Genomic DNA, 11,861 nt, shown 5'->3' on the forward strand with positions numbered 1-11,861 from the left:
GCGCGGGAATCGCGGTTCGTCAACCCCCTGGTTTTGAGTGGGCTGGGGTGTTCCGAGCCTTCCCCACGCACCCCCGGAAACCCCGGTCTTGTCACCCACATCACACGTGGCGTACAGTGTGAACAGAATTTGAAGTTCAAATAAAGAATTTTCAGTTCTATATTTGAACACTACACAATGAAGTGAGGAAATCCCGTGCAGTTCCACCACCATGGCTACGTATCCGGCGACCCGCGCGTCCAGCCGGCTGCCGGCGTCGGAATCAACCGCCCGGCGGACCTTCCGGACGAGGTCGACGTGCTCATCGTCGGCAGCGGACCGGCGGGCATGCTCACCGCGGCGCAGCTCTCCCAGTTCCCCGGCATCACCGCCCGCATTGTCGAGCGACGCCCAGGCAGGCTCGCGATCGGGCAGGCCGACGGCATCCAGGCCCGCAGCGTGGAGACTTTCCAGGCCTTCGGATTCGCTGAGCGGATCATTGCGGAGGCATACCGGATTACCGAGATGGCGTTCTGGAAGCCGGATCCCGCCGACCACGCGAACATCGTCCGTGCCGCCCGCGCCGTCGACGACGAAATGGGCATCAGCGAGTTCCCGCACCTCATCGTCAACCAGGCCCGCGTGCTCGACTACTTCGCCGAATTCATGGCGAACTCCCCCGCCCGGATGACGCCCGATTATGGCTACGAATTCCGCAACCTCCACGTCACCGGCGAGGGCGAATACCCCGTCACCGTGACCCTTCTTCACACCTCCGGCCCCAACGAAGGCCAGGAGCGGATTGTCCGGGCAAAGTACGTCGTCGGCGCGGATGGTGCCCGCAGCAAGGTCCGCGAATCGATCGGTTGCACCCTCGCCGGCGACCAGGCGAACCATGCGTGGGGCGTCATGGATGTCCTCGCCGTCACGGATTTCCCGGATATCCGCCTGAAGTGCGCCATCCAGGGCGAAGCCGGCAGCATCTTGCTCATCCCACGCGAAGGCGGCCACCTGTTCCGCATGTATGTTGACCTCGGCGAAGTCGGGGCGGACGACGGACGCGCGGTGCGCAACACCACTATCGAGCAGATCATCGCGAAGGCCAACGAAATCCTCCACCCGTACACGCTCGACGTCCGCAACGTCGCATGGCACAGCGTCTACGAGGTAGGCCACCGCCTCACCAACCGTTTCGACGACGTCCTGCCGGAGGAGCGCGGCATCCGTTCGCCGCGGGTGTTCATCACAGGGGACGCATGCCACACCCACAGCGCCAAGGCCGGGCAAGGCATGAACGTCTCCATGCAGGACGGATTCAACCTGGGCTGGAAGCTCGGGCACGTCCTTGAAGGCCGGGCGCCGGAATCCCTCTTGTCCACCTACTCGGCCGAACGACAGGTCGTCGCGAAGAACCTCATCGATTTCGACAAGGAATGGTCCAGCCTCATGGCCAAGAAGCCCGAGGAGTTTGACGACCCCTCCGAGCTCGAGGACTTCTACGTGCGCACGGCCGAATTCCCGGCAGGCTTCATGACCGAATACGCTCCCTCCATGCTCGTCGCGGAGCCCACGCACCAGGAGCTGGCTACCGGGTTCCCCCTCGGCAAGCGTTTCAAATCCGCACCGGTCGTCCGGGTCTGCGATACGAACCCCATGCACCTTGGCCACCACGCGACGGCGGACGGCCGGTGGCGCATCTACGTCTTCGCCGACGCGGCGCCCGCGGGAGCAACCTCAGGCGTCTCGGACTTCGCCGAGTGGATCGCGAACTCGCCGGACTCGCCGCTGGCCGCAACGCCGTCGGGCGCTGACGCTGACGCGTGGTTCGACGTGAAGGTGATCTACCAGCAAAACCACGCGGGCGTCGACATCAGTGCCGTTCCGCCGGTCTTCAAGCCGCAGGTGGGGCCGTTCCAGCTCAACTACCTTGAGAAGGTCTTCGGCACCGATCCCGCGGCGGACATCTTCGACCTCCGGGGCATCGACCGCGGCGGCGCCGTGGTAGTGGTGCGTCCGGACCAGTACGTAGCGAACGTGCTCCCTTTGAGTGCGACGGCGGAACTCGCCGCGTTCTTCGCGCCCCTCTTGCGTTCGGGGTTGCCGGAGTCCGTCTGACAATTACTCAGTAGGCGTGGCTTCTGCCGGTGGCTCGTCGTAATGTACGGGCATGGACATCATCATGGTTCCCGGGTTCTGGCTGGATGCCTCGTCATGGTCCGAAGTCACCCCGCCGCTTGTGGCGGCTGGGCACCGGGTCCACCCCCTCACGATGCCTGGTTTGGAGGCCATTGATGCCCCGAGGTCAGGCATCGGGTTGCGGGACCATATCGAAGCGGTAGTCGAGGCCGTGGACGCGGTCGGAAATCCCGTGGTTTTGGTAGGGCACTCAGGCGGGGGTGCCATCATCCATGGCGCCGTCGACGCCCGGCCGGAAAAAGTAGTGCGGGCGGTATATGTGGACAGCGGCCCCCTTGGCGAAGGCGGCGTCATCAATGATGAACTGCCCGCCCAGGGGGACGCCGTCCCCCTGCCGCCGTGGGAACTCTTCGAGAATGAGGACCTTGTTGACCTTAACGAGGACCTGCGGGCCGCCTTCCGCTCCCGGGCCATTCCGGAGCCGAAGGGCGTGACGAGCGACAAGCAGCACTTGCATGACGTCCGTCGATACGATGTTCCGGCCACCATCATCGCCTGCGAATTTCCATCGAGCCTGCTGGCTGAGTGGATCGAATCCGGGCATCCTTTCGTGGCCGAACTGGCCCGCATCAACGACGTCGAATTCGTCGACCTCCCCACGGGCCACTGGCCCCAATTCACGAAGCCCCTCGAGTTGGGCGAAGCGATCCTTGCCGCGGTGGATCGGACTGTTTGACCAGACTGTTTGTTCCGGGGCGGAATCGGAGCGGATCTTAGAGCGGATACCGCCTCAGTCCCACGACGCCGCCGGCGGCAATCATGGCTCCGCCGAAAGCAAGCAGCATTCCAGCCACGGAAAACGTCGGGGAAACCTTGGGCGCGGCTTGGCTCGGGCCACCGGCGCCCGGGGCTGCGACCGCCGCGGTGCTTTGGCTTGAGGGTGTGGGGACAAGGGTGGTCTGCGGCGACGGTGCGGGGACCGGCGCCGTCGGCGTGGCTGTAGTCTCTGCCGGCTGAAGTTCCGCTGTCTGCGTCGGCTTGGGTGCGGCGACAGTGGGCCGTACCGTTCCCGGATCGGGCTGCGGTTGCGGCGGCAGCGGGGCCGGCTGCGCCACGGGCGGAGTGGACTTGACGCTAGGGCTGGGACTGGAGGAGTTTCCCGGCGAACACATGGGCACCAGCCCCAAAAGTCCCCCTTGGTTACAGGGCGCGGCCGTCGCAGGGCTTGCCGGGACGAGCAGAATCAGGCACCCGAAAAACACCAGCGCGCTAACTGTCACCCGGACCTTTCGGCTAGTCATGGGTTCGACTCTACCCACTGTGCGCCGGCTTCCAACGAAAACCGCTGTCACCAATAGCCCCACCAGACCCATTCCGCGGGGTATGATCCCCGTGTGCCTCGGGGGAAGGTTCTTTACGGTCGCATCGCTGCCGCGCTTGTCCTCAAGGGCTATGGCCTCAGTTGAATGCGGCAGTAGAGGAGAAGGCGATGACTGGCATCGGAACACACCCAAGAACGTCCCGCGGGCGCAGGCATTTCCTTTCCTCCCTGCGTTTCCAACGGCTAGGAGCCGCAATCGCCGTGGGCCTGTCCCTCGCGTTGCTGCCCGCCCAGGCTATTGCGGCCCCCGTCCTTCAAGCACCGGTTCCGTCCCCCTCCCCGAGCGCGGGAACGGCAAGCGACACGCCGCCGTCGACGGGCAGCACGGCGGCGACCCCGACGGAACCGGGCCCGACGGCGACGCTCCCGACGGCGCCCACCTCGCCGACCGCACCGAACACGCCAACCGCACCTACCGTACCGACGTCGTCACCCACCCCAGCGGCACCGACGACGACGGCGGCCCCGCCGGCCGCTTCGCCGTCGACTCCTGCTCCGGTACCCTCGCAGTCAACCGTGAAGGCGACCGACTTCGCCGTCCCGGGCGCGATCGGCGCCAAGCACGAAAGCCTCGGCGGAGACGCCGGAGCCCTCGGACCCGCTATCGCCGACCAGCAGTGCGGGCTCCCCGGCGGGGCATGCAAGCAGCAGTTCCAAAAGGGCTGGATCTACTACGTCCCCGGCTACGGCACGTTCTACGTCTGGGCAGGGATCAACGGCCGCTACCAAATGGTCGGCGCTGACACCGGCAACTTGGGTTACCCGATCAGCGACGAGCAATGCGGACTGGCCGGAAGCGCTTGTTCACAGCAATTCCAAGGCGGCCCCATCTACTTCGTCCCGGGATACGGCACGTTCGCCGTGTGGGGCGGGATCAACGGGCGCTATCAAAGCTTCGGTGGATCCGCCGGATACCTCGGCTACCCAAGCAGCAGCGAACAATGCGGGCTTCCCGGAAACGTGTGCGCCCAGCAGTTCCAGCATGGCGGGATCTATTTCGTCCCGGGATACGGGACTTTCGCTGTCATCGGAGCGATCAACGGCCGCTACCAAGGCCTGGGCGGAATCAACGGCTACTTGGGCGCGCCCCACGGCGAGGAGCAATGCGGACTCCGCTTCGGCGGCTGCTCGCAGCAATTCACCCGAGGCAAGATCTACTTCGCGGTAGGCGCCGGCACCATGCCGGTGTGGGGAGGACTCGGCAGCTTCTACGACTCCCGGCATGCGCAAGACAGCGTGATCGGTTATCCGACGACGGCGGAGGCTTGCGACACAGCCGGGAACTGCAGCCAGAGCTTCCAGTTCGGCCGGCTCCAATGGATCAGCACCGGCGGTGTCCGCTACACGATCTCCACTGACGGCTATTGCCCTGCGCTGAATTCCGGTGCCGTGAAATATCCGAGCGCCGGCGCGCAAAGAGTCTCCTTGGCCATCGCGGACGGTTATCGATCCACCCAGGTTTCCATGATCACGTGCGTCCGCCGCCCAGGCGATGGCCAGTATGTGAAGGAATGGGGAGCAATCGGCTCGGCCGGGGAATCGGGGTTCGCAGGACCGGGCGTGGCCACTGGTCCCACGTGGCAGGCGTTCTCCCCCACCGGTTCCTTCACGGTGACCGAGGCGTTCGGCCTGGGCAACCCCGGAACCGCGTTGTCCTACCGGACCCTGAACCCGTTCTCGCGTTGGGGCGGCAGGTTGAACGCCAACTACAACCAGTATTTCGAGTCGAGCTCGGCCATCTTCCCGGACGAGAACATGTGGTACTTCGCTACCCGGCCCACTCATGACTATCGGCAAGGTGTTGTGATCAACTACAACCGGCCGCCGGATTCGCCGATTGTGATGAACGCCGGTTTTGCGATCTTCCTGCACGGAAACAACAAACCGACGTGGGGCTGCCTGGCGTTCAATGACCCGGACCTGTTGCAATTCATGCGAACCGCGCAAGCGGGCGACCGGATCGTGATGGGAGTGGGTTATGACATCTTCTGGTAACCGCTGGGCGGGTGTCCCATTGTCGCTCGCGGTCGCGGCGGTGCTGCTCACCGCCTGCCAGGGCGGCCCGACGTCGGGCGCTTCCACTACGACGACGGCCGCCGCCCCAGCGTCCCCCCGCACCGATGTGACGGCAACCCCGGGCACGACGGCGATGGACGGCAGGACGATCGAATCCCCCGGAAGCCAGGCATGCGCCTCGCCGGCGTTGGACGCCATCCGGCAGAAACTCGGCGACGTCGCGGCTCAGGTCCAGGCGGGAACGGCGTCAGCGACCGAGAACCAGGGCATGAAGGAAACGAACTGCACCTTCAGCTTGGTGCCGGTACCGCAAGGCCAGGATGCGGATCCGGGCAACGCGCTGACGGTCTCCACCGATGTCTATCCGGACGCCGATTCCCTCGCGAAGGTCGGGCTTCCCCGGCTGATGATCTCCCCCAAACCGGTGGACGGCGCGGGCGAGCGGGCCTGGTATGCCCGTAACCAGTTGTCCTCAAGCACGGAGTACGTCCTCGAATCGGTTTCCAAGAACGTGGTCACCAGGATCACGCTCGCCCTTCCGGTCCAGGCCGCGCCGGTGGACCAGCCGCAGGACAAACTTACCGCCCTCCTCAACAGCCGCTGAGGCGGCTGCGCCTGCCTGCCGGCGCGGCCGGCCGGCGGGCGGGCGGCTCTGCCCGGCGGCTCAGCCCGCCGAGTTAGCCTGCCGGCGCGGCCGTTGATTCGCGGACCACCAAGTGGGTTGCGAGTTCCACGCGGTGTGAGTCCAAAGTGTCTCCGCGCAATTGGCGCATCACGAAGCGCAGGGCGGCACGTCCCATTTCCTGCAGGGGCTGGGACACCGACGTCAGGGGCGGGACGGATTCCTCGGCCTGGTATGTTCCGTCGAAGCCCACCACGCTCATGTCCTCGGGGATGCGGACTTTTTGCCGGCGGGCTTCAGCGAGGATGCCCAGGGCAATGCTGTCGCTCGCGGCAAAGATCGCCGTGGGCCTCGGTTGAAGCTGGAGGATGGACTTCATTCCGGCCACGCCGTTTTCGGGGCGGAAGGCGCCCGAGAAAATGTAGCTTTCTTCAACGGCGACGCCGTCTGCCATGAGGGCCGCCATGTAGCCATGGAGGCGGGCCTGGTTGCATTCCGCGGCTTCCGGACCGCCAACGTACGCGATCCTGCGGTGCCCCAGGCCAAGGAGATGCGCAGTCGCGGCTTTGCCACCGGCCCAGTTGCTGGCCCCGACGCTCACCACTTCTCCTTGCGGCGGGTTGAGCGGATCGATGACCACGATGGGTATCTGCCGGCGGTGGAACGGCTCCAGTTCGGCGGCGCTGAAGGCCGAGGTCACAACGATCATGCCGCTGCGCCCCTCGTCGACCATCCGCTGCGCCCGCTGCTCCGGGCTGAGGTGCGAACCGCGTTGCTGGCCGGTGACGTTAAGGAGGACCTCGACGTCGGACGCGGCCGCGTGCTCCAGCACGCCGTTGAGGACTTCCACCCCGTAAGCCGAGTTCAGGGTGTCGATCACCACCTCCACGACCGGCCGGCGCCAGACCGTGTTTTTCCGCTGCAACGGCGACTTGTATCCTGTCCGCTCCAAGGCCGTGAGGACTTTGGCCCGCGTATCCGCGGCCACGTCCTCGCGCCCATTGACCACTTTCGAGACGGTGGGCGCCGAGACTCCCGCTTCCCGGGCGATGGCGGCCAGCGTCAACTTGGCCGGGCGCTCTTTGCTAGCCACACATCACCTCGAGTCTTTCGAAATATTTCGCACACTCCAGTGTGGGTTTGGGCGCTATTGAAGTCAACTGCTTTTCGACCGGTCCGCCAAATACTTCGCCAATCGACGCTTGACGGTGACGCGGACCACAGCTAAATTTACTTCACCGAGTCGAAAATATTGTCGAAATATTTCGAACGTTTCCAGAAACAGTACCAACGGCAGCGCCACATCCCCAGAAGCGCTCCCGAACCAACACCCGGGCAATCAGCGTCGAGCCCGAAGGACGAATGGAAAGCAAATGGTAAAACTCACGTTGCGTTCAGCAGCGATGGCCGTCACCGCCGCGGCAATGTCGATCTCCCTCGCCGCCTGTGGATCCGGCGGACCGTCGAGCGCGTCCGCGAACTCCGACTCCGCAACCATGTGGGGACTCACCGGCGGCAACCAGCCGGTGCTCCAAAAGTCCATTGACGCCTGGAACAAGGCGCACCCGGACGAGGCCCTCAAACTCGACTTCTTCGCGAACGACGCGTACAAGACGAAGGTGCGCACCGCCGTCGGCGCCGGACAAGGCCCCACCTTCATCTACGGTTGGGGCGGCGGAGTACTGAAGTCATATGTCGACGCCGGCCAGGTAGCGGACCTGTCCGACTTCATTGCTTCCAACCCCGACGTCAAGAGCCGGTACCTGCCGTCCGTGCTGAAGAACGGCGTCGTCGATGGCAAGACCTACGCCCTTCCCAACAACAACGTTCAGCCCGTGGTGCTCTACTTCAACAAGGACGTTTTCGACAAGATCGGCGCCCAAGCCCCCAAGACCTGGGACGACTTGATGGCACTCGTGCCGAAGTTCAAGGCTGCAGGGATTGCTCCGTTCTCGCTGGGCGGCCAGTCCAAGTGGCCTGACCTCATGTGGCTGGAATACCTCGTGGAGCGGATCGGCGGACCGGAGGTCTTCGCCAACATCGCCGCCAACAAGCCAAACGCCTGGTCCGATCCTGCCGTGAAGGAAGCCCTCACCAAGATCCAGGACCTCGTTGACGCCGGCGGCTTCGTGAACGGCTTCTCCTCGATCGCGGCCGACAGCAACGCCGACCAAGCCCTCCTCTACACCGGCAAGGCAGCCATGATCCTGCAAGGCGGGTGGATCTACCAAAGCATGAAGAAGGACGCCGCGGACTTCGTCAAGAATGGCAAGCTCGGCTACACCGCGTTCCCGAGCGTTTCCGGCGGCAAGGGCGATCCCGCCAACATTGTGGGCAATCCGTCCAACTTCTGGTCGATTTCGTCCAAGGCCACCGACAGCCAAAAGAAGGCCGCCCTGGATTACGTGAAGAGCGGAATGTTCACGGACGCGGATACGCAGTCCTTGATCGATTCCGGAGCGGTACCCGTCACCACCGGCATCGAAAGCAAGCTCGCGGCATCGCCGGACAAGGACTTCCTGAGCTACCTCTACGGCATGGCCAAGAACGCACCGACGTTCACGCTCTCCTGGGACCAGGCCCTCAGCCCGGCTCAGGGCGACGCGATGCTCGCGAACCTGGACCAGATCTTCCTCAAGAAGATCAGCCCCGATCAGTTCGTCTCCACGATGAACGCGACGATCGGAAAATAGCCTGTGTCTGTCTCTTCCAGTACGTCCCGGCGGGTCCTTGAAAGGGGCCCGTCCGGGTGGTTGGCCGCTCCGGCCCTGTTCTTCTTCCTTTTGTTCGCCATCATTCCGCTGGCTGGCGTCTTCTTCCTCAGCTTCACCAAATGGGACGGGCTGGGGGAAATCAAGCTGGATGGCTTCTCGAGCTGGACAACGGTCCTGACTGATCCCGTCACCGGCAACGCCCTGTGGGTCACGGCCAAGATCATGTTCTTCTCGTTCATCGTCCAAGCACCGATCAGCCTCCTGCTGGGTGTGTTTACTTCCGCTTCCCAGAAATACCGGGCAGTCCTCGCAGTGCTCTACTTCGTTCCGCTGCTGCTGTCCTCGGCCGCCGTCGCCATTGCCTACAAGGCCCTGCTGGATCCGAACTTCGGCCTTGGACCGGGGCTCGGGATCCCGCTCCTCGCACAGGACTGGCTCGGCAACTCGGACCTGGTGCTGTTCGTGGTGGTGTTCGTCATCGCTTGGCAGTTCGTCCCGTTCCACACGCTCATCTACCAAGGCGGCGTCCGGCAGATTCCGGCCTCGCTCTACGAAGCGGCCCAGATCGACGGCGCCGGCCGCGTCCAGCAGTTCTTCGCCATCACGTTGCCCCAGTTGAAGTACACGATCATCACGTCGTCCACGCTCATGGTGGTCGGTTCGCTGGCCTACTTCGACCTTGTCTTCGTCCTCACCGGCGGCGGCCCCGGCTACTCAACGCGACTGCTGCCGCTGCACATGTACCTCACGGGGTTCAAGGCCAACGACATGGGAGCCGCCAGCGCTTTGGGCGTCATCCTCGTGGTGATCGGCCTCGCCTTGGCCCTGATCCTGCAAAGGCTCGGTGGAAAGAACCGCAACGCAAGCCAATTGGAAGGTGCCTGATGGCCTCCACGACCCAGATCCCGGTGCCGCCGGCAACCCGCGTGGCACCCAGCAGTAAGCCGTCGAAGCCCGGACGGGGCCGCGGACGTGCACGTCCCAACTTTTTGGGAGGCCTGGGCGGTTGGGTGTGGCTAGCCGTCATCATCGTTCCCATCTACTACGTGGTTGTCACGAGCCTCAAGAACCAGGCCGGCTTCTTTACCTCGAACCCGTTGCTGCCGCCCACCGAGCCCACCCTTGACAACTACAAACTGGTGCTCGAGAACGACTTCGCCATGTACTTCGTGAACAGCCTGCTCGTCACCGTGGGCAGCGTGGTTCCGGCGCTCCTGGTCTCGTTCATGGCCGCCTACGCGATTGTCCGGGGCAAGTCCCGCTTCCTCGGTTGGACCAACAAGCTCTTCCTCCTGGGCTTGGCCATCCCGTTGCACGCAACGATCATCCCCATCTACTGGATGATCACCAAAGCCCACCTCTACGACACCCTGCTGGCACTCATCCTGCCGTCCATCGCATTCGCCATTCCCATCTCGGTGCTCATCCTGAGCAATTTCATGCGCGACGTTCCCAACGAACTGTTCGAATCGATGCGGCTGGATGGCTGCTCGGACTGGGCCATGATGTGGCGACTCGCGCTGCCCATGACGCGTCCCGCCGTCGTAACTGTCGGAATCTACAACGCGCTCGGCGTTTGGAACGGCTTCCTCTTCCCCCTGATCCTGACGCAAAGCCCGTCCACCCGCGTCCTGCCGTTGTCCTTGTGGACATTCCAGGGCGAGTTCAGCGTCAACATCCCCGCTGTCCTGGCTTCGGTAGTACTCGCCACTTTGCCCCTGCTGGTCATCTACGTGGTGGCCCGGCGCCAATTGATCAGCGGCTTGACCGCCGGCTTCAGCAAGTAGAAAGGATTCCGTATGGCTACCCCCAAACCATTGCGTGTGGGCATGGTCGGCTACGCGTTCATGGGTGCGGCGCATTCGCATGCGTGGCGGACCGCGCCCAGGTTTTTCGATTTGCCTTTGGACCCGCGGCTCACCGCGCTGTGTGGAAGGAACGACGACGGCGTCCGGGCCGCCGCTGCCAAGCTCGGCTGGGACTCCGTGGAGACGGGCTGGCGGCGCCTGATCGAGCGGGACGACATAGACCTGATCGACATCTGCACCCCCGGGGACACCCATGCGGAGATCGCCATCGCAGCCCTTGAGGCAGGCAAACACGTCTTGTGCGAGAAACCGTTGGCAAACTCCGTGGCAGAAGCCGAGCGGATGACCGAGGTTGCCCGCGATGCCGCCTCGCGCGGTGTGATTTCAATGTGCGGGTTCTCCTATCGGCGCACTCCAGCGCTGGCTCTGGCCCGGCGCATGGTCGCCGAAGGGCGGCTCGGGCAGGTCAGGCACGTGCGCGCCCAATACCTGCAGGACTGGCTCAGCGACGAGAACGCGCCCATGACGTGGCGTCTGGACAAATCAAAGGCCGGCTCCGGGACCCTTGGCGACATCGGCGCCCACTCGATCGACGCCGCCCAATGGGTCACCGGGCAGAACATCACCGGCGTCTCCGCCGTGCTGGAAACCTTCGTCCACGAACGCCCGCTGGCCGGTAGCCTCGTGGGCCTTGGCGGGCACGGAGACACGGGCGCCGACGCGCCCCGCGGGAGGGTCACCGTTGATGACGCGGCGATCTTCAGCGCACGGTTTTCTCCTGACGGGTTCGACGGCGACGGCACCTCGCCCGGCGCCGTCGGGGTTTTCGAATCCACCCGCTACGCGCTGGGACGCAAGAACGCGATGCGACTGGAAGTCAACGGCTCCCTCGGCTCGCTCGCCTTCGACTTCGAAGACATGAACGTTCTGTCTTTCTACGACGCCTCCGAATCCCCGGATGCCGGGTTCAGGCGCATCTTCGTCACCGAACCCGAACACCCCTACGTCGGCAACTGGTGGCCCACGGGCCATGGCCTGGGCTACGAACACGGTTTCACCCACCAAGTCGTGGACCTCGTCAGCGCGATCGGCGCAGGCGAGCAGCCCTCGCCGTCGTTCGCCGATGCCCTGCAAGTCCAGCGCGTCCTGAACGCCGTCGAAACCAGCGCCACCGGTGAATCCCGCTGGACCAAAGTCAACTGAAA

The 11,861-nt window shown here is 64.4% G+C and carries 11 protein-coding genes; 8 read left to right on the top strand and 3 right to left on the bottom strand.

Going from position 1 to position 11,861, the window contains the following annotated elements; genetic code table 11:
* Positions 1–195 precede the first annotated feature (195 nt).
* Together ABCW42_RS19725 and ABCW42_RS19730 are read left to right on the top strand one after the other, a co-directional pair.
* Entirely contained in the window at positions 196–2,094 is a 1,899-nt protein-coding gene (locus ABCW42_RS19725) for an FAD-binding monooxygenase (protein WP_423182772.1), read from the top strand.
* Between the two features lie 52 nt (positions 2,095–2,146).
* Positions 2,147–2,851, top strand: a complete 705-nt coding sequence (locus ABCW42_RS19730; protein WP_423182773.1) for an alpha/beta fold hydrolase — start codon at positions 2,147–2,149, stop codon at positions 2,849–2,851.
* 37 nt (positions 2,852–2,888) lie between these two features.
* Here the strand turns inward: ABCW42_RS19730 and ABCW42_RS19735 are convergent, their stop codons facing one another.
* Positions 2,889–3,230, bottom strand: a complete 342-nt coding sequence (locus ABCW42_RS19735; protein WP_423182774.1) for a hypothetical protein — start codon at positions 3,228–3,230, stop codon at positions 2,889–2,891.
* A 520-nt stretch (positions 3,231–3,750) separates the two neighbouring features.
* Positions 3,751–4,056 carry a hypothetical protein gene (locus ABCW42_RS19740; RefSeq protein ID WP_423182775.1) on the bottom strand — a complete coding sequence of 102 codons (306 nt, stop codon included), beginning with the start codon at positions 4,054–4,056 and terminating at the stop codon, positions 3,751–3,753.
* Here ABCW42_RS19740 and ABCW42_RS19745 point away from each other — a divergent pair.
* On the top strand, positions 4,013–5,491 hold the full coding sequence (locus ABCW42_RS19745; RefSeq protein WP_423182776.1) for a L,D-transpeptidase family protein: 1,479 nt from the start codon (positions 4,013–4,015) through the stop codon (positions 5,489–5,491). The two genes, ABCW42_RS19740 and ABCW42_RS19745, sit on opposite strands and share 44 nt — an antisense overlap.
* Positions 5,475–6,116, top strand: coding sequence for a hypothetical protein (locus tag ABCW42_RS19750; RefSeq protein ID WP_423182777.1), 642 nt, complete (start codon positions 5,475–5,477; stop codon positions 6,114–6,116). Before ABCW42_RS19745 ends, ABCW42_RS19750 begins: the two co-directional genes overlap by 17 nt.
* Positions 6,117–6,189: 73 nt before the next feature.
* Here ABCW42_RS19750 and ABCW42_RS19755 read toward each other — a convergent pair whose 3' ends face one another.
* A complete protein-coding gene (locus ABCW42_RS19755; RefSeq protein WP_423182778.1) occupies positions 6,190–7,227 on the bottom strand; it encodes a LacI family DNA-binding transcriptional regulator in 1,038 nt (345 codons plus the stop codon).
* Positions 7,228–7,507: 280 nt separating this feature from the next.
* On the opposite strand from ABCW42_RS19755, the gene ABCW42_RS19760 reads away from it, so the two are divergent.
* Genes ABCW42_RS19760 through ABCW42_RS19775 form a run of 4 tightly spaced genes read left to right on the top strand, consistent with a single transcriptional unit; the run spans position 7,508 to position 11,859 of the window.
* On the top strand, positions 7,508–8,827 hold the full coding sequence (locus ABCW42_RS19760) for an extracellular solute-binding protein (protein ID WP_423182779.1): 1,320 nt from the start codon (positions 7,508–7,510) through the stop codon (positions 8,825–8,827).
* A 3-nt stretch (positions 8,828–8,830) separates the two neighbouring features.
* A complete protein-coding gene (locus tag ABCW42_RS19765) occupies positions 8,831–9,733 on the top strand; it encodes a carbohydrate ABC transporter permease (protein ID WP_423182780.1) in 903 nt (300 codons plus the stop codon).
* Positions 9,733–10,635 (top strand): carbohydrate ABC transporter permease, encoded by a 903-nt coding sequence (locus tag ABCW42_RS19770; RefSeq protein ID WP_423182781.1) that lies wholly within the window; start codon positions 9,733–9,735, stop codon positions 10,633–10,635. The genes ABCW42_RS19765 and ABCW42_RS19770 overlap by 1 nt, the downstream gene beginning before the upstream one ends.
* Before the next feature lie 12 nt (positions 10,636–10,647).
* Positions 10,648–11,859 carry a Gfo/Idh/MocA family protein gene (locus tag ABCW42_RS19775; RefSeq protein WP_423182782.1) on the top strand — a complete coding sequence of 404 codons (1,212 nt, stop codon included), beginning with the start codon at positions 10,648–10,650 and terminating at the stop codon, positions 11,857–11,859.
* Positions 11,860–11,861 lie beyond the last annotated feature (2 nt).

The organism is Arthrobacter sp. NyZ413, assembly GCF_049390645.1.
Lineage (GTDB): Bacteria > Actinomycetota > Actinomycetes > Actinomycetales > Micrococcaceae > Arthrobacter.

Excerpts from the sequence above, each read along its gene's own strand:
- ABCW42_RS19730 (WP_423182773.1), top strand. The coding sequence starts at position 2,147 with ATGGACATCATCATGGTTCCCGGGTTCTGGCTGGATGCCTCGTCATGG.
- ABCW42_RS19750 (WP_423182777.1), top strand. The coding sequence starts at position 5,475 with ATGACATCTTCTGGTAACCGCTGGGCGGGTGTCCCATTGTCGCTCGCG.
- ABCW42_RS19760 (WP_423182779.1), top strand. The coding sequence starts at position 7,508 with ATGGTAAAACTCACGTTGCGTTCAGCAGCGATGGCCGTCACCGCCGCG.
- ABCW42_RS19770 (WP_423182781.1), top strand. The coding sequence starts at position 9,733 with ATGGCCTCCACGACCCAGATCCCGGTGCCGCCGGCAACCCGCGTGGCA.
- ABCW42_RS19775 (WP_423182782.1), top strand. The coding sequence starts at position 10,648 with ATGGCTACCCCCAAACCATTGCGTGTGGGCATGGTCGGCTACGCGTTC.